The sequence below is a fragment of the Burkholderia sp. Bp9004 genome (assembly GCF_003858025.1).
Taxonomy (GTDB): Bacteria; Pseudomonadota; Gammaproteobacteria; order Burkholderiales; family Burkholderiaceae; genus Burkholderia; species Burkholderia diffusa.
This window is the reverse complement of record NZ_QTQD01000032.1, coordinates 65178-90847: the sequence shown is the minus strand read 5'-3', so window position 1 is coordinate 90847 and position 25670 is coordinate 65178. Positions and strand designations below refer to the sequence as shown.

At 61.3% G+C, this 25670-nt stretch carries 27 protein-coding genes and 2 pseudogenes; 9 read left to right on the top strand and 20 right to left on the bottom strand.

Features of this window, described 5'->3' with window-relative positions; translation table 11 throughout:
* Positions 1-38: 38 nt before the first annotated feature.
* Both DIE08_RS28340 and DIE08_RS28335 read right to left on the bottom strand, forming a co-directional pair.
* Positions 39-3377, bottom strand: a complete 3339-nt coding sequence (locus DIE08_RS28340; protein WP_260436577.1) for a hypothetical protein — start codon at positions 3375-3377, stop codon at positions 39-41.
* A gap of 61 nt (positions 3378-3438) precedes the next feature.
* Positions 3439-3891, bottom strand: a complete 453-nt coding sequence (locus DIE08_RS28335) for a type II toxin-antitoxin system HicB family antitoxin (protein WP_124904857.1) — start codon at positions 3889-3891, stop codon at positions 3439-3441.
* A 373-nt stretch (positions 3892-4264) separates the two neighbouring features.
* Here DIE08_RS28335 and DIE08_RS28330 point away from each other — a divergent pair, with 373 nt between their 5' ends.
* Positions 4265-4468: a hypothetical protein gene (locus DIE08_RS28330; protein WP_124904855.1), complete on the top strand. Its 204-nt coding sequence runs from the start codon at positions 4265-4267 to the stop codon at positions 4466-4468.
* A gap of 89 nt (positions 4469-4557) precedes the next feature.
* Here the strand turns inward: DIE08_RS28330 and DIE08_RS36745 are convergent, their stop codons facing one another.
* The 5 genes and pseudogenes from DIE08_RS36745 to DIE08_RS28305 all read right to left on the bottom strand — a co-directional run bounded on the left by DIE08_RS36745 (position 4558) and on the right by DIE08_RS28305 (position 9072).
* Positions 4558-4728: a hypothetical protein gene (locus DIE08_RS36745; RefSeq protein ID WP_185715906.1), complete on the bottom strand. Its 171-nt coding sequence runs from the start codon at positions 4726-4728 to the stop codon at positions 4558-4560.
* Between the two features lie 53 nt (positions 4729-4781).
* The gene (gene mgtA, locus DIE08_RS28320) at positions 4782-7319 is read right to left on the bottom strand and encodes a magnesium-translocating P-type ATPase (protein WP_124904853.1); all 2538 of its coding nucleotides are present in this window, start codon (positions 7317-7319) and stop codon (positions 4782-4784) included.
* 167 nt (positions 7320-7486) lie between these two features.
* Positions 7487-7597, bottom strand: a pseudogene (locus DIE08_RS36335) (Crp/Fnr family transcriptional regulator); the annotation flags it as partial.
* A 129-nt stretch (positions 7598-7726) separates the two neighbouring features.
* Complete coding sequence (locus DIE08_RS28310; protein WP_059599497.1) at positions 7727-7948, bottom strand: hypothetical protein; 222 nt, start codon at positions 7946-7948, stop codon at positions 7727-7729.
* 470 nt (positions 7949-8418) lie between these two features.
* Positions 8419-9072 carry a response regulator transcription factor gene (locus DIE08_RS28305; protein ID WP_124904851.1) on the bottom strand — a complete coding sequence of 218 codons (654 nt, stop codon included), beginning with the start codon at positions 9070-9072 and terminating at the stop codon, positions 8419-8421.
* A 334-nt stretch (positions 9073-9406) separates the two neighbouring features.
* Here DIE08_RS28305 and DIE08_RS28300 point away from each other — a divergent pair, with 334 nt between their 5' ends.
* The gene (locus DIE08_RS28300; RefSeq protein WP_059599499.1) at positions 9407-9586 is read left to right on the top strand and encodes a hypothetical protein; all 180 of its coding nucleotides are present in this window, start codon (positions 9407-9409) and stop codon (positions 9584-9586) included.
* Positions 9587-9700: 114 nt separating this feature from the next.
* On the opposite strand, the gene DIE08_RS28295 is transcribed toward DIE08_RS28300, so the two are convergent.
* Positions 9701-10420, bottom strand: coding sequence for a Bax inhibitor-1/YccA family protein (locus DIE08_RS28295; protein WP_124904849.1), 720 nt, complete (start codon positions 10418-10420; stop codon positions 9701-9703).
* Positions 10421-10642: 222 nt separating this feature from the next.
* Between DIE08_RS28295 and DIE08_RS36330 the strand changes: the two genes are divergently transcribed.
* Positions 10643-10966 (top strand): oleate hydratase, encoded by a 324-nt coding sequence (locus DIE08_RS36330; RefSeq protein WP_260436576.1) that lies wholly within the window; start codon positions 10643-10645, stop codon positions 10964-10966.
* Positions 10967-11251: 285 nt separating this feature from the next.
* Positions 11252-12034 (top strand): helix-turn-helix domain-containing protein, encoded by a 783-nt coding sequence (locus DIE08_RS28285; RefSeq protein WP_124904847.1) that lies wholly within the window; start codon positions 11252-11254, stop codon positions 12032-12034.
* 14 nt (positions 12035-12048) lie between these two features.
* On the opposite strand, the gene DIE08_RS28280 is transcribed toward DIE08_RS28285, so the two are convergent.
* The gene (locus tag DIE08_RS28280; protein WP_124904845.1) at positions 12049-12270 is read right to left on the bottom strand and encodes a DUF3562 domain-containing protein; all 222 of its coding nucleotides are present in this window, start codon (positions 12268-12270) and stop codon (positions 12049-12051) included.
* A 226-nt stretch (positions 12271-12496) separates the two neighbouring features.
* Between DIE08_RS28280 and DIE08_RS28275 the strand changes: the two genes are divergently transcribed.
* Positions 12497-12826: a c-type cytochrome gene (locus DIE08_RS28275; RefSeq protein WP_409360415.1), complete on the top strand. Its 330-nt coding sequence runs from the start codon at positions 12497-12499 to the stop codon at positions 12824-12826.
* A gap of 70 nt (positions 12827-12896) precedes the next feature.
* A complete protein-coding gene (locus DIE08_RS28270) occupies positions 12897-13271 on the top strand; it encodes a DUF3564 family protein (protein WP_124904843.1) in 375 nt (124 codons plus the stop codon).
* 120 nt (positions 13272-13391) lie between these two features.
* On the opposite strand, the gene DIE08_RS28265 is transcribed toward DIE08_RS28270, so the two are convergent.
* The 7 genes and pseudogenes from DIE08_RS28265 to DIE08_RS28235 form a co-directional block, all read right to left on the bottom strand.
* Positions 13392-13703: a hypothetical protein gene (locus tag DIE08_RS28265; protein WP_124904861.1), complete on the bottom strand. Its 312-nt coding sequence runs from the start codon at positions 13701-13703 to the stop codon at positions 13392-13394.
* Between the two features lie 407 nt (positions 13704-14110).
* Positions 14111-14323, bottom strand: coding sequence for a DUF2964 family protein (locus DIE08_RS28260; protein WP_124904841.1), 213 nt, complete (start codon positions 14321-14323; stop codon positions 14111-14113).
* A 338-nt stretch (positions 14324-14661) separates the two neighbouring features.
* Positions 14662-14883, bottom strand: a pseudogene (locus tag DIE08_RS28255) (alcohol dehydrogenase); the annotation flags it as partial.
* A 691-nt stretch (positions 14884-15574) separates the two neighbouring features.
* A complete protein-coding gene (locus DIE08_RS28250; RefSeq protein ID WP_185715905.1) occupies positions 15575-17503 on the bottom strand; it encodes a lipase family protein in 1929 nt (642 codons plus the stop codon).
* 773 nt (positions 17504-18276) lie between these two features.
* Entirely contained in the window at positions 18277-19125 is an 849-nt protein-coding gene (locus tag DIE08_RS28245; RefSeq protein WP_124904837.1) for an SDR family oxidoreductase, read from the bottom strand.
* A 43-nt stretch (positions 19126-19168) separates the two neighbouring features.
* Entirely contained in the window at positions 19169-19930 is a 762-nt protein-coding gene (locus DIE08_RS28240) for an SDR family NAD(P)-dependent oxidoreductase (protein ID WP_124904835.1), read from the bottom strand.
* Between the two features lie 53 nt (positions 19931-19983).
* Positions 19984-20724 (bottom strand): SDR family oxidoreductase, encoded by a 741-nt coding sequence (locus tag DIE08_RS28235; protein ID WP_124904833.1) that lies wholly within the window; start codon positions 20722-20724, stop codon positions 19984-19986.
* 279 nt (positions 20725-21003) lie between these two features.
* On the opposite strand from DIE08_RS28235, the gene DIE08_RS28230 reads away from it, so the two are divergent.
* On the top strand, positions 21004-21897 hold the full coding sequence (locus tag DIE08_RS28230; RefSeq protein ID WP_124904859.1) for an AraC family transcriptional regulator: 894 nt from the start codon (positions 21004-21006) through the stop codon (positions 21895-21897).
* A gap of 6 nt (positions 21898-21903) precedes the next feature.
* Here the strand turns inward: DIE08_RS28230 and DIE08_RS28225 are convergent, their stop codons facing one another.
* The 3 genes from DIE08_RS28225 to DIE08_RS28215 are packed head-to-tail and all read right to left on the bottom strand — an operon-like array spanning position 21904 to position 23730.
* On the bottom strand, positions 21904-22830 hold the full coding sequence (locus DIE08_RS28225) for an NADP-dependent oxidoreductase (protein ID WP_124904831.1): 927 nt from the start codon (positions 22828-22830) through the stop codon (positions 21904-21906).
* Positions 22830-23258: a nuclear transport factor 2 family protein gene (locus tag DIE08_RS28220; protein ID WP_124904829.1), complete on the bottom strand. Its 429-nt coding sequence runs from the start codon at positions 23256-23258 to the stop codon at positions 22830-22832. The genes DIE08_RS28225 and DIE08_RS28220 overlap by 1 nt, the downstream gene beginning before the upstream one ends.
* A 28-nt stretch (positions 23259-23286) precedes the next feature.
* Positions 23287-23730 carry a DoxX family protein gene (locus DIE08_RS28215; protein WP_409360414.1) on the bottom strand — a complete coding sequence of 148 codons (444 nt, stop codon included), beginning with the start codon at positions 23728-23730 and terminating at the stop codon, positions 23287-23289.
* Between the two features lie 102 nt (positions 23731-23832).
* Between DIE08_RS28215 and DIE08_RS28210 the strand changes: the two genes are divergently transcribed.
* Positions 23833-24741 carry a LysR family transcriptional regulator gene (locus tag DIE08_RS28210; protein WP_124904825.1) on the top strand — a complete coding sequence of 303 codons (909 nt, stop codon included), beginning with the start codon at positions 23833-23835 and terminating at the stop codon, positions 24739-24741.
* Between the two features lie 175 nt (positions 24742-24916).
* Here DIE08_RS28210 and DIE08_RS35780 read toward each other — a convergent pair whose 3' ends face one another.
* A complete protein-coding gene (locus tag DIE08_RS35780) occupies positions 24917-25207 on the bottom strand; it encodes a hypothetical protein (protein ID WP_185715908.1) in 291 nt (96 codons plus the stop codon).
* Positions 25208-25260: 53 nt separating this feature from the next.
* Between DIE08_RS35780 and DIE08_RS28205 the strand changes: the two genes are divergently transcribed.
* A complete protein-coding gene (locus DIE08_RS28205; RefSeq protein WP_260436575.1) occupies positions 25261-25626 on the top strand; it encodes a tyrosine-type recombinase/integrase in 366 nt (121 codons plus the stop codon).
* Positions 25627-25670 lie beyond the last annotated feature (44 nt).

Here is a 25670-nt window from a genome sequence, read left to right as displayed (position 1 = left end):
GACGCCGGATATATGTACGCAATCGACTTCCGTGTCCGTCAACTTCCGTTTGCTATTGGGAGCAGTCCATATATGTAGAAATGGCCACGATAGCGCGACATCAGCCGCATCGTCGCGAGCGTCGCCTCCAGACGCGACACCGCATCCAGCGTGCCAAGCCAGCCGAACTCGCGGGCGCTGACGACGGACAACAGGTACAGCCCGATATTGGTGGGCGAAGTCCGGTGCGCACAAACGGGCTTCGGGTTCTCCTGGAAATTGTCCAGCGGCAGCATCTGATCGTCGGCCGTCACGAATGTTTCGAAATAACGCCAGGTCCGGCGCGCGTCGCGCCGCAGTTGACGCGCATCGTGCGGCGTCACCGCCAACTCGCCCGCCGGCCGCGGTGCGCGGCTCAACCAGTAGGCGATCGCGGGCGCCGCGAGCCAGACTAGCGCGAACGGGGCGGTCAGCCAGCCCGCATGACGATCGACGCCCCAGCCCACCATCAGACTGGCTGCCGCGCCAAGCAGCGCGAGCGTCAAGCCGCCACGCATCTGCAGATAGGTGGACGCCAGGGTCCGGCGGTCGCGTGCGCCGGCTTCGGCCGCCGTGGTCCACTCGAGCAGGTGGCGATGGCTGATCCCCAAGCGAAACAGCGTGCGCGCGATCGCGTCGCCCATCGACCACGCCTGCTGCGGCAGCATGACGATCGACAGGCCGAACCGCGTCAGCGCGAACTGCAGCTCCGTCGACCACGCATGGAGCACGCTGCGCGTGGTCATCTTCACGTGCGTGCGCCGCCAGCGCGGCACCAGTCCGCTCATTACGGGCAACAGGAACGGCAGCGCGATCGTCACCAGCACGAAGGCACTCCAGCCGAGCGATACGGGGAGCGGCTGCATCCATCCGGCCAGTAGCGCGATCAGCATGGCAGGCGCCGTGAGCGTGCGGCGCAGATTGTCCAGCATCTTCCAGCGGCCGACCGCCGTCAGCGGTTCGTGACCGAAGATCAACCATGGCAGGAGTTGCCAATCGCCGCGCGCCCATCGGTGCAGGCGTCCCGCCGCGACGTCGTAGCGCGACGGCGACGCTTCGACGACCTCGACATCCGACGCCAGCCCGGCCCGCGCGAAAATGCCTTCGAACAGATCGTGACTGAGCACCGTGTTCTCCGGCACACGGCCTGCGAGCACCGCCTCGAACGCATCGACGTCGTAAATGCCCTTACCCGCATAGGAGCCTTCGTCGAACAGGTCCTGATAAATGTCCGACACGGCCGACACGTATGGATCGATGCCGTGCGCGCTCGACGACACACGCTGAAAAAGCGACCCCTCGTCGCCGTTCGCGAGGGACGACGCAACGCGCGGCTGAAGCACACCGTAGCCTTCGACGATGCACCGGCTCGCCGGGTCGAATACCGGCCGGTTGAGCGGGTGCGCCATCTTGCCGACCAGGCGCCGCACGGTATCGCGCAGCAGCCGCGTATCGGCATCGAGCGTAATCACGTAGCGCACGTCAGGCGGCACGCGCGGCGGTTGGCCTCCCGGCGCGACGAACGTCGTGTCCGACGCCCCGCGCAGCAACCGGTTCAGCTCGTGTAGCTTGCCGCGCTTGCGCTCCCAGCCCATCCAGCAGCGTTCGCCGTCGTTCCACACGCGCTTGCGATGCAGCAGCAGAAAGCGTTCGCTCTCGCCCGGCGCCGGCGGATAAAGGCCATTCAACCGGTCGATACCCGCCATCGCGAATGCCAGCAGCCCGTCATCGCTGTCGGTGTGCGGGGTGGGTGCATCCACCCAGTCGGAGAGCAGTGCGAAGTAAAGCGTGCCATCGGGGCTCGCCAGGTGATGAATTTCCAGTTGCTCGATCTGCTCGGCGAGCGCCGCTTTCGTCGTCAGCAGCACCGGCACCGCGACCAGGGTGCGCAGGTCCGGCGGAATGCCGTCAAGCAACGCGAGGCCGGGCAGGATCTTCGCGCCGACATCGCGCATCACGCTGCGATTGACGAGCGCGACCGCGGCATCCAGCGCGGGTAGCAGGCCGGCGACGCCGAGCCAGATCAGCCAGTGACCGGGCGGCTCGATGCGAGTCAGCCACGCCAGCATGGCCGCCAGCAGCAGGGCCGCAATTAGCCCGATACGACCGAGATAGCCGGCGAGACCGGCGCGGCGCGTCAGGCGTCGCAACCATAACGCAACGGGCGGCCGATAGCCGATCTCCGCCTCGAATGCGGCGCGGCCGTCCGCCAGCAGGTAGTAACCCGGATCCGTCTCGCGACCCGGCACTGCACCGGCGGCCAGCGTGCCGCGCGTCCCCTGCGCCGCCGCATCGGCGACGACGCGGCGGGCAATCTCGAGTTCGCTGACGGGCGCGCCACGGGCAAGCACTTCAACCGCGTCGCGATACAGGTTACGCGTGGGGAAATCCATCTCCGCGAAGCCCGGGTGATTACGCAGCACTTGATCGACCAGGCTGATGCGCTCGAACAAAACGGTCCAGTCCACTTCCGAAATCAGCCGCATGCTGGTGATCACGTTGCGCACGGTCAGACTGGCTGCGCCCTGCTGATGGTTGACGGAGGCGACGATCTGATCCGGCGTCGCGCCGCGTGCCGCCAGGTGCCGATGCAGCCACGCCAGTGCCGGCGCGACGGCCGGATCGGGATCGTGCAGCCGCTGAATCAGCTGCACCGCGAACGCATCGTGCAATACGGCCTGTTCGTAACGGGTGACGAGCGGCTCGGCCTCCACCCGCGCATGCCCGCGTTCGCCCAGCAGGCGATCCGCAAGTGCGTCGGCGTCGAGCCGCGCGCGCCGGTCGTCGATGATCTGATCTGCGAGTCGCCGCAGGTTTTCGATCAGCACGATCCGCAACGTGATCGCCACCGCCCACAGTTCGCCGATCGTCAATGGTTCCACCGCCTGATAGGCAAGCATGAACCGGCATAGCATATCGGGATCGAAACGGCTGTCCGTGTGGGCGACGAATGACCAGTTGATCTCGAACACGCGCGGATAACCGGCAAACGGCCCGTTGCCGAGCTTGGGGAGTTGCCGGTAATAGCGCGGGGAAAGATCGTCGCGGATCTGCCGCACCTGCTCCGCGACGAGATAGTAGTTGTCGAGCAGCCACTCCGCTGCCGGCGTGATTTCTTCGCCGCGCGCGTCTGCGGCCACGGTGTTCCGGTACGCCTTCAGCAGATGATCCGCGTTGTCCTTCAGCCGCGTCGCCAGAGACGGGCCAGAGGCCGGCCCGGGAACTACCTTCTGCGCACGCGCCAGACTTCCCGCATGCTGCGCCAGCCGTTCATCGCCGAGGAACTCCTCGCGAATCGGCCGTGCATTGCTCCATGGCGATGTCCGGCGTCGCGAAACACGCGCAACGGGAATCTTCAAGGCCCCTTCTCCCGAATGACCACTCCATCCGCCCAGGCTTCACGCCCGAAGCGTCGCACCGTCAAACCGCTTCCGACAGCGATTTCACGTCGGGTTCGAAACGCACCGCGACGTGCGGTACAGATCGGTCGCTGGCATTCGCACACGCCATCGACACGAATGCATCGCGAGTCGTGTGCAGCGCGCTCGCCTTCAGGTCGATGTCGCGCACAATGCATTTCGGTAGGCACAGCTCGATCCTCACGGAACTCGAGGTCATGCCGGTCAGGTCGATATCGATGAACCGCCAGATTCCATCACCCACGTCTAAATCCGACGCCTGCAATATCGACATATCCGTGGTCGGCGGCGGTACAAGACGCTCGGAACGGTCATAGTAGGCCCTGACCTGTCGCGCCGCAGCCACCATCAACTCGTCATACGAGTCACCCTCCACATCGATTTCCGGAAAATCCGGAAGCGCGCCGTGATAGCGAGGATTCCCGCGCCGCGTGATATAGACCGGATATTTCATGACGCGCTCCTGACGGAAAATGCAACGAAAGTCATCATGCATGGCGGGGCTCGACGAATCTGTACGCTGAAGAACAGTCTGCGCGGCGTGTTTGATCGCGCTTGAGGTGCGAGGGACGCGATCCCGAGCGCCTGGCCTGTATACGCCGTCGTCCATGTACGGCAGCGTACCGACTGCCGAAGCGTGCAGACGCATGGTGGTAGTTCACGCGCAGATTGGCGATGGGCCGTGGACTTCATGACGAGGGGGACGTCGTGATGGACGTAGGCCGTTGCGCCCCCGTTTCGCCCCATATCGTCTGCGCTGTTTGATTCGACTCAAGCAGTACAAACCTGAACCATGACGCAACGCGATTCCCTCACGGAGCCGTTTGATGAAAGATCACCCGAAGCGAGAAAAGAATCTCAAGGACAACCAACAAGAACAGGCTGAAGCGCGCGCAACCGACGACGGCATGCCGGTCGTGGGTCAGCAGCGAAAAAAGCGGTATCCCCTTTTGTGGAAAGCCGTCACGCCCAGACGATATATTTCCGACGCAAGGAAACGTCTCGGCATGGGTTTTCTATCGACCCTGTAACGTTTCCGTAGTCAACCTCCTCGCGCTCAAACAGAACGGGGAGCCGCCCCAGCAAGGCGGAACGGGAAGCCGGCCGAAACGCCGGCTTTTTACCTTTGCACGTCGCCCGTCACGATGAACGGCGCTCGGTCGATTCTGATTCCGAGTTCGATGGTGGACAGCCTGAACCCGATTCTGGCATTGGCAATTGCCGGGCACGACGTGACCGATTCGACTTCGGTGCCGACGCTCAAGACAGCAGCATAGAAGTGCGACAGCATGTCGACGGCCCTGGCTATCGGAAAACCAGTGGCCGCAGTCGTGTTGCGCCGGATCAATGCGCCGCAAAAAATCGGTAAAACAATTGTTTAATCCATTCCACCGCGACCAAATAGCAGAGCAGCATTGCCAGTAGAATCAGGAAGAACTGCGGTGGGGGTGCGACGAAGCCGAGAAGCGCTGCAACCGGCATGAAGGGCAATGCGCCGGCGATCAGCACGACCGCGAGCGAGGTAATTGTCAACACACGGCTTGGCCGACTCTTGAACGGACTGCCCTGCGTTCGAATGATAAATATCACCAGTACCTGAGTGGCAATCGATTCAATGAACCAGCCCGTGTGAAATAGTGCCTCGCCCGCATTGAACACCTTCAGCATGATGAAGAACATCAAGAAATCGAAGACCGAGCTCACTGGCCCGACCACCCACATGAAATTTCGAATGAACTTCGTATCCCAATGCTTGGGATGAGCAAGAAAATCGTCGTCTACGTTATCCATCGGAATAGGCAATTCCGAAACATCGTAAAGCAGATTGTTGAGGAGAATCTGCGCCGGCAGCATCGGCAAAAAGGCGAGAAACATCGTTGCGCCCGCCATGCTGAACATGTTGCCGAAATTCGAGCTCGTTCCCATCATGATGTACTTCATGATGTTGGCGAAGGTCCGTCGGCCCTCCAGGACGCCAGCACGCAATACGTTCAAGTCTTGCCGCAGCAAGATCATCGCTGCCGCCGCCTTGGCCACGTCTACCGCGCTATCGACCGAAATACCGATATCCGCGGAATGAAGCGAGGGTGCGTCATTGATCCCGTCGCCAAGATAACCGACGGTATGTCCTTGGGCTTTCAGGTTCAGGATGACGCGGTTTTTCTGCGCGGGCGTGACGCGGCAAAGCAGGTTGGCCTTCTTGATCTGCACCGCTAGCGCGGTATCGTCCATTTGCTGCATTTCGTTGCCGGTGAGTACCCCCGTGACTGGTACGCCAAGTTGTGTAAACACGTGTCGGGTGACCAGCTCACTGTCACCGGTGACGATCTTGACGTCCACGCCGATTTCCGCCAACTCCTTGAGCGCCTTGGACGCGCTGGGCTTGGGGGGATCGAGGAAGGCCGCAAAGCCGGCGAAGATCAGCTCGGTTTCGTCACTCAGACCCGCGTGCAAGCAGTCCGACGCGACCGAACGCCACGCGATGCCAAGCACTTTGAAGCCTTCTCGCTCAAGGCTGTCGTGCAATGCCTGGATGGTCGCCAGCGTGCCTTCATCCAGAGGTTGCGTCCCCAGTGCTTCCCCACGCGCGTATTGTGTGGACAGTCTGAGAATATCCTCCGGCGCGCCCTTTACCACCAGCAACCGCTGCTGGGCATCATCGAGCAACACCGACACACGCCTGCGCTCGAAATCGAACGGAACTTCGTCGATCTTGCGCCAATGACCGACCTCGATCTCGGTGTGCTCAAGGATGGCGGCGTCCAGGGGGCTTTTGAGGCCGGTTTCAAAATAGCTATTGAGGTAAGCCAACTGCAGCACCTGCGCGCTGTCTCGCCCTTGCACATCCAGATGCCGTTCCAAATGGATGCGCGCCTCGGTCAGCGTGCCGGTCTTGTCGGTGCACAGCACGTCCATGCTGCCGAGGTTATGAATCGCAGCGAGCTGCTTTACGATGACATGCTGCCGGGCCATGCGCAGTGCGCCGCGCGAGAGCGTTACTGTAACCACCATCGGCAGGAGTTCCGGCGTCAGCCCGACCGCAAGCGCGATAGCGAACAGAAACGACTCCAGGAAGGGGCGATGGAAGAGCGCATTGACCAGAAACACAAAGAGCACCAGCAGCACGGTCAGGCGCATGATCAGCATGCCAAAACTATGCGTACCCAGCTCAAAAGCCGTGGGGGGAGCCTTTTCCACCAGCGAATCGGCGATGCTGCCAACGGCGGTATCCGAACCAATCTGGCACACCATCGCCCTTGCCATCCCGCTTATGGCGGACGTTCCCATGAAGACGGCGTTTTCGGCCTGACTGAGGTCGCCCGTCGGCTCAGCGAGGTCGGCTGCATGTTTCTCAACTGGGTAAGATTCGCCTGTCAGCAACGCCTGGTTGACAAAGAAATCCTTAGCCTCGATCAAGCGGCAATCGGCCGGCATGAGATCGCCAGCGGTGAGCAGAACCACATCGCCAGGAACCAGCGTGGCGATCGGCACGTCATGTGGATGTCCATCGCGTATCACCGTTGCGCGAACGGCAACCGTTTGTTTGAGCTGTTCCGCAGCCTGCCCGGCCCGATATTCCTGAACGAAATCCAGGGTCACGCTGACAAGAACGATGACCCAAATGACCACGAATCCGGTGACCTCGCCAGTCAGCGCCGACACGGCGCTGGCGGCGAGCAGGATCATCACGAGGGGATTCCTGAAGTGGTTCAGATACTGTAGCAACAGGGATCGTTCACCCCGCGAGCGCAGTGTATTGGGGCCGAAGCGCACTGCCCTTTGGCGTGCTTCCGACTGGCTCAAGCCCTCACCCGATGATGCTAAATCGGCCTGGAGTGCAGCAGAAGGCTGGTTCCAAAAGTAAGATCCCGGCTGATCCATTGCGTACACCTTATGCGGAAACTGCGCGTTCGCGCCAGGCAACCGAAGACTGCTCGAGGTCCAAACGTCAGCACAAGAGTCTGTCACGGCCCGGTTCTTGTCGATGGATTCCCGGAGATCTATGACTGTTGATTTGTACCAAATCTTGACCCATGGAGGGTCAGGATTCGGTGCAAATCAACAGTCTGTGCCATTTGAGTGATGAGCGCCTGGATGTAGCGCAACAACAGTCGCTGCATCGACGCGCCTTGGCGGAACTCGTCTTTCAGGGCGCGTGCGAAATTTGCACAGGAACTACTTCCGGCCATGCTGCCAGAAAATGATTCTCGATGATGGATTGCTGACCAGACACACGTCACTCTTGATGCAGCGCCTACCAGATGCTCCGGCGACGCGAGGCGTTGCGCTTAGGACTCGAGTTCGCGAAGCAGACGTTGCGCGAGGATCTTGGCGTCTTCCAGCGCGAGATCGTACTGCTCTCTGTCAGTATCAGTCTGGTATGGGGAATCATCGTTCGGCCCTTCAGCGGCGCGGCGCAGATACACATATCCCCGGAACGTACCGTGAGCAGATTCCATTACACGAATGCGTGCGCAATGTGTTGTTGTACTGAATATGAGATCGTCCATGGTGGCCCTTCATTCATATTTTGTCATCCTATCACTCCGGGCGATCAGGAACATCATCTTGATTCCAGACAGATAGATGCCGAGTCGCTCTCGGCTTCTTTCAGGGCGGGGACCCGTGCGAAAATTTTGCGCCACAATTCATCCGGACGGCAGCCGGTCATTACCGCTGCGGTTTACTGCAGTCGAATTCTCGTCGCCGTACTACTCCTGAAACCGGTACAACTGGATACGGCCCCATCGGTTCAACGACGGACTGCCGCCAGCTGTTGCGGAAGAAAAGCTTGACGCAGCGTCCGGGACGAGTTGACCGCCACACTTCCTCCGTGGCCCTGTGAAACCGCATGACCTGCGGCCCCTCACCACACTCGCATTGCCATTATCGAACTCAAGAACGATCGTGCATCGCATGGCGGCTCCGCATCTCGACGTTAGCGAGCGATCCGCTTCCACGCGGACGATTCCCGGTCGTTTTAACGGCTTCCGTCAACACCAAGATCCAGCAACTGGTGACGTAGCGCAAAGCGAACCATGTCTGATTCGTTATTCAGGTCCAGTTTTTCCAGAATGCGCGACTTGTATGTGCTGACTGTCTTGATGCTGAGGTCCAGGCTTCCGGCCATTTGCGAAATCGATTGTCCTGATGCCAGGCCGACCAGGATCTCGAACTCCCGCGCGGTCAGGCGATGATGTGCGAGCGCCTCACTGTCGCCGTTGGTGACTTGCGCCAGCAGATCGCCCACCATCGTGCTCACGTATACCCCACCGTCGGCAAGCTTTCGAACCGCGTCGATCAGGTCCGACCGCGAGCAAGTCTTCGAAAGATATCCCGAAGCCCCGGCCCTGAACGCCCGCACCGCATGGGTCTGTTCGGACTGCGCGGTCAGAACGAGCACCCGAACCTCCTGATGCTCCTTCTTGATTTTCCTGATGAGTTCGACCCCGTGAATGCCGGACATCGCCAATCCGAGCGACAACACGCGCGGCTTCACAGCGCTCACGAGTTCGAGCGTGCCGGCGCCATCTGTGGCTTCACCGGCGACCTCGACGTCGTCAACCTCCGCGAGGACGCTACGCACACCTGCCCGCATGACAGCATGCGCATCGGAAATCACCATTTTGATCATGGCAGACACTCATTCATTCGGTAAGCGAACCAACCCGCGATGACGGGCGATTTACTGGCACTGATTTGTTTTAAAGCATGGGGTCGGGAATGCGTCTCGTCTGCACGCTGCCGTACAAAGTCCGGCGGCACGAACCGAGCGCCGCGACACGCGCACCTAGGGCGAGGCAGGGGTCCGTCGAATCCGGTGCCGAATATCGAGCGATACCCCGAAGTGGCGCCCCCTTGATCCAGATCAGCACGCAAGACGGGCACGTGCCGATGCTGTTCATACGGCGTCAAGGGTATTCCAGCCTGCCGTACAACGTCATCTATACACGCCAAAGGAGGTCGCCATGCGCACCGAACGGATAAATGAGCTATGGGCCGAATTTGATGACCTTGCTTCGAAAAGCGAAAACGAGGATGTGCAATTTCTGATCCGGGCGATCAAGCTGCATGCAGAGCTGGTGAATGCCCGACTCGCCGCGCTCGAGGCGTTGGGCGGCGTCAACGTTCAAACCAAACCGACGTAATGTGCGACCGGTGTCGGGTGGCCGGGCCAGATTCATCCCGGCGCCTGTTTGCTCCGGCGGTGATCCCGCCGGGGCTTGTCGTACGGCCCCCTGCCCCTGGCCGCCACCGCTCGCCTAGCTGCGGCGGCTACCAAAGAGCCGCATCAGCATCAGGAAGAGGTTGAGAAAGTCGAGATAGAGCGCAAGCGCCCCCAGGATCGCCTTCTTGCCGGCGATCTCGTATTCTTCGTCCGCTATGTAGATGCGCTTGATGCGTTGCGTGTCGTACGCGGTGAGTCCCGTGAACACGAGCACGCCGATCACGGAAACGACAAACTGCAGCGCGGACGAAACCAGGAAGAGATTCACGACCCCCGCGATGATGATGCCGATCAGTCCCATGAACAGAAAGGAGCCGAAGCGCGAGAGATCGGCCCGTGTCGTGTAGCCGTAGAGGCTCGTTGCACCGAACGTGGCCGCGCTGATGAAGAAAACGCGCGCAATGCTCTCGCCCGTATACACGAGGAAGATGCCGGAAAGGGAGAACCCGACCAGCGCGGCGTAGGCCCAGAAACTGATCTGCGCCGCGCCGAAGCTGATGTGCTCGATGCGGAAGCTCAGAAACATGACCAGCGCCAGCGGTGCGAGCAGCAGCACCCAGAAGAGGGGTGTTCCGGCGATCGACCGGTAAAACCCGGTTGACGCGCCGAGGTACGCAACGGCACCCGTCAGCGCCAGGCCCCCGGCCATATAGTTGTAGATGCGCCGTACATACTGCCGAAGGCCGACGTCGTCGCCGCCCAATACGCGCGGCGACTCTTCTGCTCGCGCCCCCTGTCGAAAGTCGTTTCCCATCGTCGATTCTCCTCGGATCGCAGTCGTGCGGTCGTGCTTCGTCCTGGCCACGCCCATACTCAATCTCGCCCCTCGGGCAACCGAGCACCTTGACTCACATCAAGCCCATCCGGCGCCGTACCCGCATTACAGGGCCTCGCGCGCTTGCGAATTGCAGCAGCGCGATACGGCGTCCTCGAACGTCGACAGGGGGTTTCAATCGATCTGACCCGGGGCTTTTCCATGCAACGCAGCACACAGGATTCGGATCGAGCCGCTCGCCGACGCGCGGCCGGCATCGATCGGGACAGCAGCCGGTTCTATCTGGTCGGCGGCGGCATCGCATCGATGGCGGCGGCAGCCTTTCTGATCCGGGACGGTGCCATGCCGCACGATGCGGCGCTCGAGCGTCATGCGATGCAGCACTCGCGACGACCAGGACGGCATCTGACAGCCGACGGCAGGCGCTTACCCACGCTGGAGCACCCGGGCGACGCCAACGCGGGTTTTCAACCGCCGCAGCCGTTGTCAGCATCCTCCTACAGCCGTTCTCCAAACCCTACGTGACTTTCCATCCCTGCCGATTTCGGTCTGGCCGCGCGCGAACCATACTGATTCATAGGGAGTTCCGGGCGCCGATCATGCCGTCGCCAGCGTCGCGCGACAATGGCGCAGCACTGTTGTTCCGCGTACCGGATCGCGGCCGTCGCACAGACTAAATCGCCAGATTCCGAGCTGTGCACGGCCTGCAAATGACCAGGAACGAATTTTTCGGCCAGATCGACCGCGCCACTGCATGACGCACCATCCATGCAGTGGCGCCGCACCCGACCGAGTGACGAGGAGCAGATCATGCCGACCGCCCAAGCCCACGAAAATGCCCGTCCCGCCGTCGCGTACGGGATGACGCTCGCACTTCATCCCGTCGATCGGGACGAGCGATTGAAGCACCCCGGCGCGCACTGCTCGACCTGCTCGGTCCGTTCGGCGTGCATGCCGGCGGAACTCGACGATGCAGACCTGGCCATCCTCGACGAGGTCGTCTGCACGACCCGCTCGGTCAAGCGGGGCGAGTCGCTGTTCCGCGCGCACGATACGTTCCAGAGCCTCTATTCGGTCCGCACCGGCTCATTCAAGACGATCGTCATGCATCGCGACGGCCAGGAGCAAGTGACCGGATTCCAGATCGTCGGGGAAACGCTCGGTCTCGACGGCGTGTGCAGCGGGCGTCACAACGGCGATGCGATCGCGCTGGAGGACAGCACGGTCTGCATCATCCCGTTCGGCCAGTTGGAGAAGGTTTGCGCCAAGGTGCGGTCGATGCAGCACCATCTCCACAAGATGATGAGCGGCGAGATCGTGCGCGAGTCGGGCCTGATGATGCTGCTTGGCACGATGTCGGCGGAACAGCGAGTCGCGGAGTTCCTGCTGAACCTGTCCGAACGCTTCAAGGCGCGCGGCTATTCGTCGGCGGATTTCAACCTGCGCATGACGCGCGAGGAGATCGGCTGCTACCTCGGCATCAAGCTCGAAACGGTCAGCCGGATGCTGTCGAAATTCCAGCGCGACGGACTGATCGCGCCGCACGGCAAGCAGATCCATATCATCGATCTGGCCGGGCTCGCGCGCGTCTGAGCGCTGGCCGCCGCCTAGCCTCCCGGTTTCGGCCCCGGATACCGGCCTGCAGCGTCCGGCGACCGCATGCGCAGGCTCAGGCGACGGATCGCGAATATCCGCAGGTAATCATGCACGCGGGCATCTTTCGTCAGCGTCGCGATTTCGTCGTCGAGCATACGTCGCAATGCGTCATCCGAAATCGACAGGTCGCGCGCCAAGGCCGCCAACGACGCGAACAACCGATCCTGGTTCATCACCGCCCTCCCGCAAGGCCAAGGCCTTCATCCACGGTCGTCTTGGCTGAATCCATTGAAACGCGCGGGAGCGCCACCGCGCTTGACGTGAGTCAACAAGCCCCGGATCGACGCGCGGCCCCGGCCGCGGATCCAGCCGGCCGGCGAGGGTGTTCCGGAGTTTGACTTGCGTCAATCGCCGGCCTGGGACCACGCATAGACTGGATAACTTGCCGGACACCGCGCGATGGCGAGCGCTCCTGTGACACGCATGCCGGGAGACCTGCCCGCACTCGCGTGGCTCGCGGTTGGGACGGCGTCCGCCCAGGTGCCGGCGCCCGCCGCGCTCGTCGACCCGCATCAATGCATGTTCTGCCACACCGCCGACATGTCGTTCCTCGCACCGTCGTTACACCAGATCGCGGAACGGTATCGGGACACGCCGCGTGTCGAGGACTTGCTCGCGAACAAGCTGAGACTGGGCGGCCGCGCGCACTGGGGTGACACCGCGATGCGGCTGCCCGCCGAGCGTGGCGGCTCGCTGTCCTCCTGGCACGCGCATACGTTGACTCGCTGAGTCATGAGCCAGTAAAAGCGTCGGCCGCCGGTGACGGCGGCCGCCCTCCTTCATCGATTCGGAGCCCATCGTGCGAATCACCCTGCATCTCGATACTTTCGCCTGCGACAACCCTTCGGCCTATGCCATTCTCTGGATCGACACGGCCATGGGCCGCTGGTCGCGCGAAGGTCATGCGGGGATGGACCTGCCCGCGTGGGGGACGCTCGTCCGCGACGGTAGCGCCACCCTGATGACGGGCCCCGACAACGCCGGCGCCCTGTGCTGGCTCGACGATTTCAGCCTCGACACACCGTCCGCGCCGTTCGAAGGCCAGGCCGGCATCGCGCGCTGGCTGCGCGATGCCCGGCAGGCGCCCGTGCCTGGCGAATGGCGGGTGCAGTGTGTCGACGATACGGCGGAGATACCGGAGCACGAGATATTCACGGGCGACGAAGAAGATTAGTCGGACCAGCGGCGCCGGCTGCGCCGCCCCCATCGCCCTGGCGGATCGACTCCCGCCAGGCGAACCGCAGCGGACCGATGCGTCGTGCCACGGCGAATCGCGTCCGATGCGCGGAACGTGTCAGCGCGGGTTCTCGTGGGTTTCGGCGGTGGCGGTCCCGGCGAGCTGCCACTCCGCAAGATCGAACGCCCGCTGCAGCGCGTCCAAGGGATCCGCGCCCGTCATATGCGGAACGGGACGGAATTCCCCGTTGCGTGTGATCAGATCGAGTCGTACGTCATACGTCGGCTCGCGGGCCGACATGCCCATGGCCTCGATCGCGAGATGGCAGCCGGCCAGTTGCGTACAGAACGGCTCGAGGCGCATCAGCTGGATGCTCGCTTCCGCCTCCAGCCGAGCCGACCCGGCGAAGCCGAAGTAGGCGATCTGCATCCCGATTCCCATGTTCCGCTCCTGTTGATCGCACCGATTGACGGCGAGAGCCGGTTCTTCATCTTCAGTGTGGTGCGTTCGCAATGCCCGATTTCGTGCATCCATCTTCCGTGGCGCTGGGTTTGCATCGTTGATATGAGTCAAGCGACGGACATCGCCGCACGCTGTCCGCCAACCCGCGCCGGTCTCGCGAAGTCGGTGCCGAGCATCCAGCCGGCCGGCAGCGCGGCGGCAACCCGCCGCCGGCTCGCTCAGCTGGAGACGGTGCCGGCATCGGCGATCTGCGCCGGCAACAGCCGCAGGCCCGATCGGTGCGCGGGTCGGACAACCGGACCTTCGGCAACACGCACGGCTGGACCCGCACGAAAGCCGGGGCGGTTTCATCCCGGGCGCCATCAGGCATCCGGCTACAGCCGATCGCGCCGGACCCGCACGACTCGCGGGATCGCCGGCCGCCGCATCGCGATCAATCCCCCGACGCCCGAACAACAGGCCAGCATGCCGACATAGAGCGCCCAGCCGTCGTGGGCCAGCATGGCGTGCACCGTTGCGATGAGCCCGGCTTGCGACGCGAAGATCGCAACGTTGGCAAAACACTGGCGAAAATCGTTGGGAAACATGCCGCTCTCCTGGAAAGGGATGACGACTGCGACGTTTCAGGCATCCGCATGGGTAGCCCGGGCCGCGGAAATCATCGGCACCGGACAGCCGTCCACGCGTGGGAACCGCACGGCCACGCTACCCGGCACTGCGCGCCGGATGCCGCAGCGGCGGCCTGCAAGACGGCGGACCGGGTTCTGCACCCGCCCGCGCCGCCTGCCGCACGAAACCATCGAACGCGGCAGGCGAAGCCACACGTTCATCTTCGAAGCTTCGGAATCCGCATCGTTGACTTTTATCAAGCGCTGACACCGTTCCGGCTGTCCGTAGAAAAAACGCGGTGCCGCCCGGATTGCCCGACTGCGCCGTCGACGACTCGCAGCGTCCCCCGTTCACGCCAGGCGATGCCGACCGCCTCGATCGCGCAGTCGACGCCGATCCCGTCGGTCAAGGTCAAGGTCATGATCTCGCCGGCCGTGTCGCCCGCGCGAGCGTCGATGCAGTCGGTTGCGCCGAACCGGCGCGCAACCTCGAGCCGGTTCCAGTCGGGATCGATCATGATGATCCACCCGCTTTGATAAGCATGCCGAATTGACATACCGTGGATGAGGACTCGGTGAAAATCAACACGCGATCTGCTCGACACTGAAGCGCTTGCGTTTCATCGTACGGCTCCTTTCATACTGAAAAAGTCCGCCGAAAACTCGCTTACATCATGGCACTGTTTACTGGGGGCCGCTCAGCACCTCATGCGGATTGGACGCATAAACGAAAAAGCCCGCGAGGCTTTCACCTTGCGGGCTTGTGCAATCAGACGGCTCGAGCGGTTACTTGCTGCGCTCGACCTCAGTTATGTCGGTCACGGTGCTGAACAGGTTGACGCATAGTATGCCTTCAACGTGAGCTCCTGTTTTGTTGTCCGTCGCAGAGTAGCGGCGGCCCATTCGCTTGGCTCCATCGCATGCAAAGGGCACGTATCCGCCGACTTTAACGTCGTGAATTGGGTAACCACGAAGCGCCCACGCCGCATCGTCTTTGCTGGTACATGCAGTCAGCAACACCACCACAGTGAGGACGATTGGCAGTCTTGGCACCGTACGCTCCAATCAAAAAGCCCGCGCGGACATCCGGCGGGCTTCATTTGGGCGCACCTCGCGCCCGAGGTCGTCAATATAGCGAAACGCGAGCGAGTTTACAACCCCCAAATTACACAAGATCTACTTCCAGAGTGAGCCCACTGAAATGGCGTGCGGATCTTGATCGCTAACGTGTCAAATGTAGTCCAGCCGCCAACAGCGGTGCTGACCGCCATGTTGGAGCGGAGTCAGGCGTAACCGGTCCCCGTCGTCAGAAATGCTGAGATCAGGCCGTTGCTTCAAAACGATGTGATAATCACCTTCCCCCAGAGGAAGGAAAATCCAGAACTCAAGGGACCCGCCGGTGAAATCCGGCTCATGCAGAACGAGAGAACCGTCGAGACTCTTGTTTCGCATATGGATGGATAGTGGTTCGCCTGCACTCGTCTTGATCTGGGCTGCAAATATCCGGTAGGCACCGCTACCTTCGTCGTAAATCGCATGGAACTGACGATTTCTTTGTTTTCCCCCATCGGATGATGCGGCGAATGCAACCACATTCGTATTGTTCTCGGCAGCCGTTGGATTACCTTGAACATCGAAAAACTTTCGCCTGTTGTCCTTTTCGGAAGCGATCGACTGCTGGAGTGAAAACGGTGTGGCGTCGACTAATAGTGGACGCTGCCAGATCGACGGCCATACTGAGCGAATGATCTGATTCGAATCGTTTGATTTCGGATCTACCCATAGGTCCTCAAATTCCCAGGAATTCTGCAACGCGGGGCCACCCTCCACTGACAGAACAAGTTCAACCCGTTTCGGTAGCCATTGAGGAGCAGCTGATTCGCGATTTTCGACCTTCACGACCAGCCTTGTCTCCCGAAGTCGTTCGGCAACCCAACCATTATCAACCTGCAGATCAATCGTCGTTTGATCTCCCTGCTGAAATTTGTGGTTGGGACTGAAGTTGTGGTCGATTCTGGTGCTGTGTTCTGCGAAATCAATCGTCACCGGATTGTCGGTTCCCGCTGAAAACTTGTCGGCGGTGCGGATAGTCAAGGCTGCGTGTGTGACAACTCCCAGCGGTTGGGCCGGCTGACTGGCCATGGACTGCAGGGACTCTTCGTAGACCTGGATGAAGTGGTGCAGGATTCGCGGTGCCCAACGGAACGCCGCATTCGCGACAGGTTGGGCCAAATTGGGAAAGCGAGAAGCGACACTTAGCAATACCTTGGTCAGGATGTGCAGGGTACGTGCATCTCCTGCCCCCCAGATGGGAAAGTGATCTCCTAATGCAACCAATTCCTCGCTACTCATATAAGGGCTTTTGCCCCCTCCGGCAAAACCCACCTCCCACTCGAATATCTGTCGGCTGACACCGTATTTGGGCACTGACGGCACGGGGTCCGTTAGCACTTCGAAGCGAACGACGGCGTCGCTGCTCGGAACTATGGGCAGAGTGCGTTTGACGAAGCATCGAGGTGAAGCTAGCAGACCAACCGTAAACTGTGGTCTCGATTCATTCCGAAATGCCCCGCTCTCGTAGGCATTTAAGAGATCTACATACAGAAACTGCGCAGCAGTGCACCCGAGACTGTGGCCAAAGATCAGTATTCTTTTCGGCGGAGTGTGCGCGATCAGCGATTTGTACGTAGAGAGTAGCGCATTGCGGAGCACAAAATAGAGAGTCAAGAATCCGGAAGGGGCTTCATAGCCATTCGGCCCGACTCCGAGTTGAGCGGGAAAATCCGGCATGTCGTGCTTGGCTCCGCGCCAATGGCCACCGCGGAAGAACTCCAAGGCTTGGGGCAAAGCGTCCCACAGGGGGGAATTATAAGTCATCCAATCGCTGGCGAAGCTGGTGCCTCGAAATGCGATCGTCACATCATCGCCCTCCTTCGCCATCAACGCCCAGACTGTCGGCTCTAACCTTTCGAACGTGCCGGTGATAGCCAGCCATCCATTGGCAGCGGCCCAGTCATGGGCGCTATCTTGCTGTACTACTTTCCCGTCGCTGACAACTGTCCGGTTCTTGAAATCCTCGTCGGGCAACAACATTTTTGTGGCGCGCGAACACCACCGGGCCGCGGCCAGACCGATTTGAACTTTCTGATCGAATTCCATCGCACACTCCGTATTTTTACAAATTGGATGAGGGTCTATGCGAGAGAGCTTTGCATCCATTACGACAAGATCGAAACTTTTGTCGCGACAAAGCGCGCGAGGTATATCCGCGCGCGGAGATGGATCATTGCGCCGACGACGATAGCAATGACGATGCGTCGTGCGTGGCTGGCCGACCGAAGTGAGCCGAAATAAAAAACCACGACTGATGAGTTCACGCCTATGCCGCTATTGCTTCGCGGCGCCGCGAGAGGACTTCCTCAGCCGAATCTGAATTATCAGACTAATGCATGCTCTCCAAAAAATGAAGAAGAAGTTGAGGTCGCGCCTCGATAGGTTGAGGTGAGCGCTTAGGCAGCACCGTCTTGCTGCGTTGCAACCAAATTGCCCCGCCGGGCTTTGAGGGAAAGTGCACCGAGATAAGTGACCTTCGTTGATTTCCGTCAGCACTACTAGCCGTAATCCGAGCGGGATTTATTTGGTCGCACCTCACGCCCGACATTGTCGGTATAGCGAAACGAGATGGGGTTTACAAGCACTTTGTGCGTATCAGACTGCGCCGCACCAAACAGGCAGCATCACATCGACGGATGTTCACTACGTCGCTCGCGTACCAGGCGCACTGCACACTCTCGGACTTCCGGGGAAAACTTGCTTGCCTTCTTGTTCGTGGCTCGATTCTCTCAAGAATACGAGCCTCCACCAAATTCGGTGCGGTTCAGCCGGTACTAAGCGACAGCGCCTCCTTCGGTATCGGAGGCGTCGCCCCGGACTCAGTCCGCGAAGTCGGTGGCTTCGGAAGAGCCCCTCCACGCGTCGAGATCTTGTGCGACAGCGTTAGCCTTGACTGCTGCGAGTTCGTTGGCGATCTTGCCGGCGAATAGATGCAGGGGCGGCGTCTCGACACTGGCTGCCTGGATGATCAGCAGTGCCAGCTTGTCTGGGTCCCCCGCCTGACGGCCGTGCAGCGTGTCCAGGTGCAGGTCGAGCGACGCCTTTGCCTCCGCATAGTCGTCGATCTGCCGCTTTGCCACTGCCAGCGCGCCGCTCGACAGGAAGTCGGTGCGAACTGGGCCCGGATACACCACCGTGGCGCGAATGCCGAGTTCAGCAACTTCGGCGGCCAGCGACTCCGTCAAACCCGCCAGCGCGAACTTGCTCGAAACGTAGCTGCCCCAGCCGGCATATCCGCCCTGGTAGCCGACAATCGACGAGATGTTGATGATGTGTCCGCTGCGCTGCCTGCGCAGATGCGGCAGTGCATAGCGAAGTACAGCCATTGGAGAAAAAAAGTTAACTTCGAAATTCTGACGAAGCTCGCCGTCGGAGAGTGCCTCGACCGTTCCTTGCTGCGCATATCCGGCGTTATTCACGACCACATCGATGGCGCCAAATGTCTGCACGGACTTCTCGATTGCCTGTCGGATGCTCTGTTCGCTGGTAAGGTCCACTTCGAGCGGAAGGAAGTCGTCGGATGCCTGACCGAACGCTTCCGTCAGCGAAGCTGCGGTGCGCGACGTCGCGGCCACGCGGTGGCCCTGCTCAAGCAGATGATGGACGAGCTTCTGGCCGACGCCTTTCGAAGCACCAGTGATAAACCAGGTACGGGATGCTGATTTCATGACGAAAGTCCTTGAGTAGTTGAAGATTGGGTGTGCAATGTCGTTACGGGAGTGCGACGCTCATGCCGCCGTCGGCCATCACCACGGCGCCAACCATGAAGCTGGCCTTTTCCGATGCCAGGAAGGCAATCACCTCTGCAATTTCCTTCGGCTGGGCCGCGCGGCGGATTGGCGCCTTTTTGCCGTGCTCGGCCAGGAATGCCTGACCGTCAGCGTGGATGTGATTGGTGATGTTGGTGATGACGTCGCCCGAGCCGACCGCATTGACGCGAATACCATGCTCGATGGCTTCCAGCGACAATGCGCGCGTCAACTGTGCCAGCGCCCCCTTCGAGGCCGCATAGGCTGCGATCGTCGGGAATGCCTGATAGCACGCGTATGAACCCACGTTGACGATGGCGCCGGTCTTTGCCGGCACCATCACGCGCATGGCTTCCCGTGAGAACAGAAACGCACCTGTGGCGTTGACTGACTGGATGCTGTTCCAGTCTTCAAGCGACATTTCAACGACGGGCTTGTTGATGATGATCGCGGCATTGTTGACGAGGATGTCGAGCTTGCCGAATTTGTCCACCGCAGCTGCGACGGCCTGCACGGCGCTTTCCTCGCGCGCGACGTCGGCGATGAGGGGCACGACGCCGGGGCGGGCGAGCGCCTCGACATTGGCGCTGCGCCCCACCGCGATTACGTTTGCACCCTCGGCATGGAGCAGTTCCGTAGTCGCCAGGCCAATGCCGCTGGCCGCGCCGGTAACGATAGCGACTTTGCCCGCGAAGGCTCCGGTTTCTCGATTGCGTGATGCCATGATGGTTTCCTTGATGGTTTGCCAGATCGGGGGGAGTGACAGGTGCCCAACTTTCAGAACGGGCTTGCGGTAGGCCGCACGACTATTTCGCTGACGTCGACATCCGCCGGCTGCTCCACGGCGTAGGCGATGGCGCGGGCGATGGCGTCGGGTGTGATGGCAATGCGGCGGAACTCCTGCATGGCTGACCGCGCAGTGTCGTCGGAAATCGAATCGGCCAGTTCGGACTCCACGACGCCCGGGCAGATCACCGTCACGCGGACCTTGTCGGTCTCCTGGCGCAGCCCGTCGGAAATGGCACGCACAGCGAACTTGGTGGCGCAGTAGACGGCTGCGGTCGGCGTTACGGACAGCCCACCGATCGAGGAGATATTGATGATCTGGCCTTGGCCCTGCTGCTCCATGGACGGCAGGACCGCCGCAATGCCGTGCAGTACGCCCCGAATGTTTACGTCGATCATCCGGTTCCACTCGGTGATCTTCAGCGCGTTCAAAGGCGACAGGGGCATCACGCCGGCATTGTTGACAAGCACGTCAATGCGGCCAAACGTATCGAGCGCAAAGCGCGCGAAGGCCGCGACGTCCTCAGCTGAGGTGACGTCGAGTTCGCGGTAGCGGACGATGCCGCCGGCTGACTGCAGCGACTCCGCCAGCTCGACGAGCCGGTCGGTGCGGCGCGCACCAATCACAAGCCGATGGCCTTGCGCGGCGAGCAAACGGACGGCGCCCTCGCCAATGCCGCTGCTTGCGCCGGTGATCAGAATGACTTTGGACTCGGTGGATGGGATTGCCATCTTTCACACTCCTATTGTTGGTTCGAAATTGGCCGCGCCTGTCACTGATAGCTCGGAGGACGACGTTGCCGGAGCTCGGCCTGTAGAAGCGCTACGTGTTCATCGGCCGGTGAATGAATGGTAGAGAAGACGGCATCGCAGGCGAATACATGGAGCGATGCCATCTTTGCCTAATCCTATTGACTCGGTTGGTGCATACAGCGGGAGTGAATAAAATGCTGTCTGTCGAAACTTCGGGAGAGTGTGGTGCCGAACATTCGCAATACGGATTCCATCCGGATGGTCCGGCTACTGGAGAAACTTGCGCCCAACGAGGGTTACACCCAGTCGGCGCTCGACAGCGTGCGGCTGATGCGCTCGGATCGCCCGCTCGGGCGCACGCCCGTTTTGTACGAGCCGAGCATCGTGATCGTTTGCCAGGGGCGCAAGCTTGGATTCCTGGGAAACGAGGTCTACGTTTACGATGCGCAGCACTATCTCGTGCTGTCCGTCCCGCTACCGTTCTCGACGGAAACGCAGGCCTCGCCAGACGAGCCGATGCTTGCGGTATCAATCCGGCTGGACCTGCTCGAGCTGAGCGAGCTGATCGCGCAGATCGGTGCGGCCAGGCAGCATCCCAAAGCGGCGCCAGCGGGAATCGTCTCCACACCGCTGGACGGCAACCTCGCGGGCGCGACAATACGGTTACTGGAAGCGTTGACAGAGCCACTCGATGCACAGGTACTCGGGCCGGCGATCGTGCGCGAAATCTGCTATCGCGTACTCAGTGGCGAACAGGGAGCGGCAATGCGTGCCGCGCTGGCACATCATGGCCGCTTCGGACGCGTGGCGCGGGCACTCAAGCGGATCCACACCGAATATGCGGAGCCGCTCAATGTCGCGCGTCTTGCCGAGGAAGCGGGCATGAGCGTTCCTGCGTTTCACGCTAACTTCCGTACGGTGACCCAGACATCGCCGATCCAGTACATCAAGTCCACCCGACTTCATCAGGCGCGCCTCATGATGATCCGGGATGGTGTGACTGCGGCGGCGGCAGCCGGACGAGTTGGGTACGAAAGCGCGTCCCAGTTCAGCCGGGAGTTCAAGCGCCTGTTTGGGCGGACACCGGTCGAGGAAGTGCGCGACATGCGCGAATCATTCACGCTCTCTCCGGCGGTCCGCTTCGGGACGTAGGCTTTGCTAAGCGGCTACATCGAGTGTCACCTTGCCGCGCACGTGGCCGCTCATGCTCCGTGCAAGGGCATGGCTTGCCTCCGGCAAGGAAAAGACCGAATCAATGTGGGTGCGCAACTCGCCTGAGGCATAAAGTGCGGCCAACGTTGCAAGCAGCGATCCATCGGCACGGGTGGCAAAGTTTTTGCCCGTGGCACCGACATCATGGCCGCGCGCAGGGTCCGGCTTGCTGACGGTGGACACCAGTATTCCGCCCGGCTTCAGCACAGACCATGATCGCACCTGCGTATCGCCGCCCAGGAGGTCCAGCACCACATCAAATTTCGACGCGCGCGCCGCAAAATCTTCCGCTGCGTAGTCGATCACGTCCGTGGCACCTAGGCTTTGCACGTAGTCCCGATTGCCGGCCGACGCGGTGCCGGTCACGCTGGCGCCGGCCTGTTTGGCGAGCTGCACGGCAACGCTGCCCACACCACCTGCCGCAGCGTGAACCAGAACTGATTGACCGGCCTGCAACGCGCCATGTTCGTGCAGCGCCTGCCACGCCGTAAGCGACGCAGCCGGAATAGCGGCCGCCCCCAGGAAACCAAGAGACGCCGGTTTGCGCGCAAGCCGAGCAGCGTCGACAACGGCGCGCGTGGCGAAGGCGCCGACGATGCCGATAAATCCCATCACCTCGTCGCCTGGCGCCAACGTGGTGACGTTGCGCCCTACTGCGATGACGGTGCCCGCGGCATCCACGCCTGGTGTGAACGGTAACGGCAACGGGATGAACGCCTTCATCGCGCCACTGACGATCTTCCAGTCAATCGGATTCACGGACGCAGCGGCGACATCGATCAGCACTTCGTTATCGCCGGGCACGGGGTCGTCCAGTTCGGCCAGCGTCATGATGTCCGGGCTGCCATAGGCAGCAACACGTATGGCTTTCATTAGATGCTCCTGGAGGAGACACCCACGATGGGGGCATCAAGTGCCAGTGCGGCCTGCACCGGATCGAAATACTCGCGCAGGTGCGCGATTCGGCCATCACGGGCGGTGAGGAATACGACGTACTCCTGCCGGTACGCCCGACCAGTGGCGGAAATCAGCCCTTCGGCACGCACTCGCGCGACGGCGCGCTGGGGGTCGTCGGTGGCGATGATCACGGGGTCGAAGAAGCGGAAGTCCTTGACCGCGCCCACGAACCAGTCCACATGCCGCCGCACTGCGTCGCGTCCGTCGAGCTGCAACGGATGGCCCAGGCTGGGGGCGTAGGGCAAATCCCACACGATGTCGTCGGCGATCAGTTGCTGCCATTGCTGCTGATCGCCCACCAACCATTGGAGGTGTTGCTGCAAAAGTTCTGTTGCGATGCTCATGATGCGTTTCTCCTCTGGATGAATACCGTCAGGCCACTGCCCGCCGGGCCGGCGCGCGGCGGTTGTCAACGCTGAAGGCTCCGGCGCCGAACGCCACGACCTGCAACAGGCCGCCGGCCATGGCGAGGTTTTTCAGGAAATGGAACATCTGGTTCTGGTCGGCCAGCGCGTGGTGAAAAATCAGCGCGGTCACCAGGGCGTATGCCGCCAACAGCAGCGCTACCAGCCGCGTCTTGTAACCGGCTGCCAGCAGCACGGCGCCAGCCAGTTCCAGTACCGTTGCGCCGATCAGGCCCAGTACGGGCGCTGGCAGGCCCAGCGATCCGATGTAGGCCATGGTTGCCCCCGGGGCCAGAAGTTTGCCGATGCCGCTGACAAGGAAAATGACGGCAAGGAGCGTGCGGCCAATCGCCGGCACGGCGGAACGGTTGTTGATGTTGGCGTTGATGTTGACGTTCAGGTTCGGGTTCATCTTGGTCATCCTTTTCAAAGAGTGGATGACCGAAGAGTAGAGACTTGACAGGTATCCAGGAAGCCTATATTTCTAGATGCTATCCATCTGTCGTATAGATACATGCTCGACGCCATCTCGTTGGACCAGCTCCGTACCTTCATCGCCGCCGCGGATGAAGGCAGCTTTTCTGCCGCGGGCCGCAAACTCTCACGCGCGCAGTCGGTGGTCAGCCATACTCTGGCCAATCTTGAAGGCCAGATCGGCGTGCAGCTATTCGATCGCGCCGGGCGCTACCCTCGCTTGACCGAGCAAGGGACGGCGCTCCTTGCTCAGGCGCGGCTGGTGGTAAGCGGAATGGACGGCTTCAAGTCCAAGGCGCGGGCGATATCCGACGGACTCGAACCCGAGTTGTCGGTCGTGGTGGACGTTATGTACCCGCTGGCATCGCTGACAGATGCCGTTGGAGCATTTCGCAGGGAGTTTCCTCATACGCCGTTAAGGCTCTACGTAGAGGCGCTTGGCGCCGTCATGCAACCCGTACTCGCACAGGCGTGCAGGCTCGGGATCAGCGGCTCGATGCCATCGGTACCGGAGGTTCTGGATGCGGAGAAGCTGCTTGACGTGCCCATGGTTACCGTCGCCGCGCCTTCGCACGCATTGGCATCGCACAAGGAAATCATCCGCCCAAGCGAACTCAAAGACCACGTTCAACTCGTGCTGACCGATCGCACCACGCTAACCGAAGGCGCCACTTTCGGCGTGTTCTCGCCGCAGATCTGGCGGCTTGCCGATCTAGGTGCCAAGCATGCATTCCTGCGTGCCGGGTTCGGATGGGGGCATATGCCGGTGGCGATGGTCCAGGCGGACCTGGCTGCCGGCACACTGGTTCCTTTGAATATCGAAGCCTTCCAACCGGCTACGCCGCCAATTGCCATGTTTGCGGTTTACCGGAAAGACACGCCACCCGGCCCTGCTGGTCGATGGTTTGTCAAACGACTCAAGGGCGCACGTGGCACGGGTGAATCTTGAAGAACGCGACTGCTCCGAATATCTGCTTCTCATTCAATTTTTGTCGGAAAAGCGCGCGTCTGGTCTGGGCGGGTCAGCAGACATTCGCCGCAGTGGCGCGACAGGCCGTTGCGGGTCGATCACTGCCCTTGGTGGGCGGGCATCGACAAAGAGATCAAGTCTAGCCCCGCACATTTTATGCCGGTTGCAGCTCCTTCAACAGGCCGCGCGCCCTCACGCGCGGATACAGCGCTCCCTTCGCCGCCTGATACGTCGCATGCGCGTCCGACAGCTCGAGTCCGCGCGGATTGCCCCAGACTGTTGCGCGGCATGCCTCATTCATCGCGCCGATTCGCTTCGCCTTCATGTGTCGCTGGATTGCTGCGCGCTCCTGCCACGTCAGAGCGTCAACGCACACGTCGACCTGTTCCGCCCGCTTCTTCGCCGCCTTCCGGTCTGCCTCTTCCGAGCGCTCGTCGGCCGTCATCGTGCGTTCGTCTTCGGAGAATCCACGGCACCGCGTTCTATTCCGGGATGCGCATGAGCGAAATCCTTCGAGCCATCCCGACCAAAGACGGGTTCTCCCTCGGCACGACAAAGAACGGCCGCCCGCGGCTGATCCCGATTCATCCCCGCATCGCTGTGATCGCGCGCCGGGTCAAGTTCACCGTCCCGGCTTGGAAAATCAAAGACGAATGGATCAAGGCGCGCCGCAAATCAGGCCATCTCGACGCTCGCTTACACGACCTGAGGCACAGTGCCGCGTCAGAAATGATCAACGCAGGAATCGACCTGTACACGGTCGCCGGAGTGCTGGGGCACAAGACGACTACGTCGACCAAGCGATATGCCCACCTGGTCACCGATCGGCTCGCGGAAGCCGTCAAGAAGATCGGGCGATCGTGACTCGGCTGCACGAATCGGGCAGAAAAACCCACACTCCCGCGCAT